General features: G+C 65.4%; 5 protein-coding genes. 2 read left to right on the top strand and 3 right to left on the bottom strand.

Translation table 11 applies throughout. The features are described from left to right. Positions 1–119: 119 nt before the first annotated feature. From ACODSK_RS32350 to ACODSK_RS32340, 3 genes are all read right to left on the bottom strand, one after another. The gene (locus ACODSK_RS32350; protein WP_489022190.1) at positions 120–1229 is read right to left on the bottom strand and encodes an MFS transporter; all 1110 of its coding nucleotides are present in this window, start codon (positions 1227–1229) and stop codon (positions 120–122) included. Positions 1230–1311: 82 nt separating this feature from the next. After that, positions 1312–2025, bottom strand: coding sequence for an alpha/beta fold hydrolase (locus ACODSK_RS32345; protein WP_489022188.1), 714 nt, complete (start codon positions 2023–2025; stop codon positions 1312–1314). Between the two features lie 33 nt (positions 2026–2058). After that, positions 2059–2982, bottom strand: a complete 924-nt coding sequence (locus ACODSK_RS32340; RefSeq protein ID WP_489022186.1) for a LysR family transcriptional regulator — start codon at positions 2980–2982, stop codon at positions 2059–2061. Positions 2983–3249: 267 nt separating this feature from the next. On the opposite strand from ACODSK_RS32340, the gene ACODSK_RS32335 reads away from it, so the two are divergent. Together ACODSK_RS32335 and ACODSK_RS32330 are read left to right on the top strand one after the other, a co-directional pair. Continuing rightward, on the top strand, positions 3250–4611 hold the full coding sequence (locus ACODSK_RS32335) for an MFS family transporter (protein ID WP_489022184.1): 1362 nt from the start codon (positions 3250–3252) through the stop codon (positions 4609–4611). Next, on the top strand, positions 4589–4798 hold a 210-nt coding region (locus ACODSK_RS32330), incomplete at its 3' end, for a hypothetical protein (RefSeq protein WP_489022192.1). The genes ACODSK_RS32335 and ACODSK_RS32330, both read left to right, overlap by 23 nt.

The raw sequence follows: 4798 nt of genomic DNA, 5'->3' as shown, positions 1-4798 counted from the left end.
CCGATCGCGCGGTCCGGCGTCCCGGCTAACAGCCGCTCCCACAAGGTCCGTGTTGGACCTGATAGAGATGTGTAGATACCCATGCAGCGATGAGGCCCTCAACTCAGCCCCCATTTCCACTAAAGCACCCGAAACAACAACCCCACCAACAGCACATTGACCACCGCCAGGCCACTCATCGCCCCCAGCACCGCCCCCGGTCCGGCCACCTGCAACAACCAGCCGCCAAGCAGCGGCGTGGCCGCCTGGCCAATCAGTGACGGCAGCGACATGCGCCCCATCAGCAGCACGTAGTTGCTCGGCGACATCAGCGCCAGCGGCAGCAGTCCACGGACGATCGCCCTCAGCCCATTGCCAAAGCCATACAACACCAGCCCGGCGAAAGTCGCTAGCGGCACCAGGGTCACCAGCAGCAAGCCCGCCGCCACCAGCCCCACGGAAATCAAGGTGGTCCACAGCGGATGGCGCTTGCGGGCGAAGATCTGCACGATCCGCGAACCCACCTGGCACGGCCCCAGCACTGCGGCAAAGCCGATGGCCGCCACCAGGCTGTGGCCCTGCCCCTGGAGGATCGACACCAGGTGCACCGCCACCGCCGTCATCAATACCGCACCAATGGCGAAGATTGCCGTGAGCAGCCAGTAGACCCGCGGATCGACCCGGTCTTCACTGAGCTGCCGGGCCTTGCTGGCGATGCGGATGCCCACCCCCGCCGGCAGCGCCCGCCAGTACAGCGGTGCGACGCTGACCAGCAGCACCAGGGCATAGGCCACGCAGGTCATGCGCCAGCCCAGGTGCTCGATCAGCAATGCCACCAGCGGCCAGGTCAGGGTCGAGGCAAAGCCGGAAATCAGGGTGATGCCGGTAATCGCCCCGGCGGCCTTCTCGCCATACAGCGCACCGAGGCTGGCGAACAACGCTTCATACAGCCCCAGCGCCATGCCCACGCCGATCACCGCCCAGGCCAGCAGGAACCAGCCCAGTGCCGGCGCCCAGGCCATCAGCAGCAAGCCCAGCGCGACCACCGCCCCACTGCTGGCCAGCACCGGCCGGCCGCCAAAGCGGGCGACCAGTTTGCTGGTGGTTGGCGCCAGCACGGCGGACACCAGCAGGCTCAGGGACAACGCGCCATACACCCACTGGTTGGCCCAGCCGGTGTCACGCACGATGGGCGCAGCCATCACCGCGAGGAGGAAGAACGAACCGCCCCAGACCAGGATCTGCAACAGGCCAAGAAGAAAAATACCGGTCACGCCGGGTGAAGCAGCAGGGTCTTTCACGAATACATCCGGGGACTGCGGGAAAAAGGAATCAGGCGTCGAAGACACCGTCGAGCCATTGGCCCAGCAATTCGCTGGTGCGCTCCGGGTGCTCCAGCGGTGGCAGGTGACCGCACTCGTCGATCAGTTCCAGGTGCGATCCGGCAATCGCTTCGTGCATGAAGCGCGCTTCGGCCAGCGGGGTGATCTCGTCCTGGGCACCGAACAGCACCAGGGTCGGCACGCGGATGGCGGTCAGCAGCGGCTGGTAGTCGGCTCGCTCGATGATCGCCTGCTGCTGGCGGATAAAGCCCTCGCGGCCAATGGCGTCGGCCATGTCCATCACCACCTGGGGCACATCGCTGTCCAGGCTGCGGGCATGCATCAGGCGCGGCAGCAACTGCGGAGTGACGCCCTTGAACTTGCCCAGTCCGGCCAGCTCCAGCAGGCCACGGCGCACCCGGGCCCGGTTGGGTTCGTCGGGGCGGGCCATGGTGTCGAGCAGGGCCAGGCGCTCCACCCGCTCGGGAGCGCGACGGAGGATTTCGAAGGCGACATAGCCGCCCATGGACAGCGCCGCCAGGGCGAAACGTGGCGGTGCCTGCTCCAGCACGCGCTCGGCCATGGCAACGATGGAAGTGTCCTGGCTCAGGTCGGGGATCAGCACCTCGCGGGTGGCGGCGAAGGTCGCCTGGGCATGGGTCCACAGACGGTGGTCATTGAGCAGGCCGGGAAGCAGGACGAGGGGTAGCGTGTCGCGGGTCAAACGGGGTACTCCAGAAAAAATGCGATTGAGGACTCAGAGCATGTGCCCGGCCCAGATGCGCCGCTCGACCAGGTCGGCGGCGATCTCGATAAAGCTTTCGGCAACGAAGCGCGCCGCCGGACTGACCCGGCGATCCGCCGGAAACACCTGGACCAGCTTGCGCATCGGCACCGGGTCGACCAGCGGCGCGGCGCACAGGCTGCCGTTTTCCAGTTGCGCCCAGATCGGCGCCAGCGGCAGCACGGTCAGGCCGAAACCGTTGCGCACCAGGTCGATCATCGCGCCGAAGGAGTCGGCCTCGACGCTGGTGCGCAGCTTCACGCCCACTTCCCGCGCGCAGTTGTCGAGGATTACCCGAAGGCCATGGCGGGCGCTGGGCAACACCAGTTCGCGCTCGGCCAGGCTGGCGAAACTCAGCGGCTGTTGCAGGTCCAGGCCGGCCTCGGCGGGGCCGACCAGCAGCAGGTTTTCCATCATCACCGGGACGATGCGCAGGGTGTGCAGGGGCTGCGGGTCGTAGGAGATCGCCAGTTCCAGCTCGCCGCGCTGCAGCCAGTCCAGCAGGTAGCCGCTGAAAGCCGAGGAAAAGCGCACGGCCAGGTTCGGCTGGGCTTCGCGCAGCTTGCGCACCAGCGGCACGGTGATGATCTCGGCCACCGTCGGCGTGGTGCCGATGACCACGGTGCCGCGCAGGTTGGTACGCCCGCCCGCCACCGAACTGCGGATCGACTCCATCTCCTCCATGATCCGCGTGGCATGGGCCAGCACTTCGCGGCCGGCGTCGGTGATGACCATGCCGCGCCCATGGCGCTCGAACAGGTAGGTGCCCAGTTCCTTCTCCAGCATGCGGATCTGCCGGCTCAGGGCCGGCTGGGCGATGTGCAGGCGATCGGAGGCCTTGCTCAGGCTGCCCAGTTCGGCAACGTGGATCAGGGTCTTGAGTTGAACGACATCCATGGGCGGGCCAGTCAGGACTACGGGAAGGCGAAACTGACACAAGTGTATACATATTGCCCGCCAGTGAAACGCCCCGCGCGCCCGCGCAAGGTCCCGCCACGCTTGCGCAAGCCGCGAAATACATGGCCTGCACCAGCATCGATAAAATTTCGGCATATCAGTTAGGCCCGTCAGCCGCCTTATTGGCGCACCCGGCCTGGGATAGCGTGAGGTCATGCCGGTCGTCCCTGTCCGGCGTATTACAAGAACAAGATCAGGGTGAACCTCATGTCCGTATCGATTCCCGGGACCGCCGACGGCGGCGCCCAGAAACAACCCAACCGCGTCAAAGCCATCCTTGGTGCCTGCTCGGGCAACCTGGTGGAGTGGTACGACTTTTTCATCTATGCCTACACGGCGATCTACTTCGCCGCCGCGTTCTTCCCCAAGGGCGACACCACCACGCAACTGCTGGCCACCGCCGGGGTGTTCGCCGTCGGCTTCTTCATGCGCCCGCTGGGCGGTTGGATCTTCGGCTGGATCGCCGACACCCGCGGACGCAAGGTGTCGATGATCATCTCGGTGTTCATGATGTGCGCCGGCTCGCTGCTGATTGCGGTCATGCCGACCTACGACAGCATCGGCCTGGCCGCCCCGGTGATGCTGGTGATCGCCCGGCTGATCCAGGGCCTGTCGGTGGGTGCCGAGTACGGCACCGGCGCCACCTACATCAGTGAGATCGCCACGCCTGGACGGCGCTGCTTCTATGGCTCGTTCCAGTACTTCACGATCATCGCCGGACAGTTGCTCGCGCTGTTCACCGTAGTGGTGCTGCAACAGACCCTGAGCGACGAGCAACTGCGCGAATGGGGCTGGCGCATTCCGTTCTTCATCGGTGCGGTGAGTGCCGTGGTGGTGGTCTACCTGCGCCGCTCGATGCACGAAACCGCCTCGAAGAAGGACATGCACCGCGAAGGCGCCGGCTCCCTGCGCGGCCTGTTCAAGCACAAGCGTGCGGTGGCGCTGGTGCTGGCCTTCACCGTTGGCGGCTCGCTGTACTTCTACACCTTCACCACCTACATGCAGAAATTCCTGGTGATCTCCGCCGGCTTCGACGCCGAGACGGTCAGCTTCATCATGACCTCGGCGCTGATCGGCTTCATGCTCTGCCAGCCGCTGTTCGGCCTGCTCGCCGACCGCATCGGGATCAAGGCGCACATGCTGCTGTTCTCCGGCATTGGCGTGCTGGTGGTGATTCCGTTGCTGTTCGCCATCCAGGGAACGCACAGTCCGGTAGTGGCCTTCGCCCTGGTCTTCGTCGGGCTGGTGATCGCCTCGCTGTACACGCCGATTGCCGGGATTGTGAAGGCCGAACTGTTCCCGCCGGCGGTACGCGCCCTGGGCGTCGGCTTCCCCTACGCCATCGGCAATGCCGCTTTCGGTGGCACCGCCGAGTACGTGGCGCTGTCGTTCCGCTCGGAGGGGCTGGAAAGCCATTTCTTCTTCTACGTCGCGGCGGTGCTGTGCGTGACCTTCATCGCCTCGGTGCTGATGCCCAACCTGACGCGGCATGGGTATATCAGCGGGGATGGCAAGGTGGAGGAGCATACCGGGGTGCGCCTGGGGCGTGTCGAAGCGGCGCGGATCTGAGTTTTTTCCTCCCGGTCTTCGCTGGCTTCAGCACAACCCCCTGAATCTGCTGGCATTTCGTCAAGTCACGGCGGCTACCTGTTATTTCTGTCAGTTGTGCCGCCGTTCACCTTGGCCTTTCAATCTGCTGACCGCTATCCGCGAGCAGCCTGGAAAGGCCAAGGAGACCGCCATGACCCGCGATGAA

It is taken from the genome of Pseudomonas sp. FG98, from assembly GCF_057808595.1.
This window is presented reverse-complemented; position numbering and strand designations above follow the sequence as displayed.

Excerpts from the sequence above, each read along its gene's own strand:
- ACODSK_RS32340 (WP_489022186.1), bottom strand. The coding sequence starts at position 2,982 with ATGGATGTCGTTCAACTCAAGACCCTGATCCACGTTGCCGAACTGGGC.
- ACODSK_RS32335 (WP_489022184.1), top strand. The coding sequence starts at position 3,250 with ATGTCCGTATCGATTCCCGGGACCGCCGACGGCGGCGCCCAGAAACAA.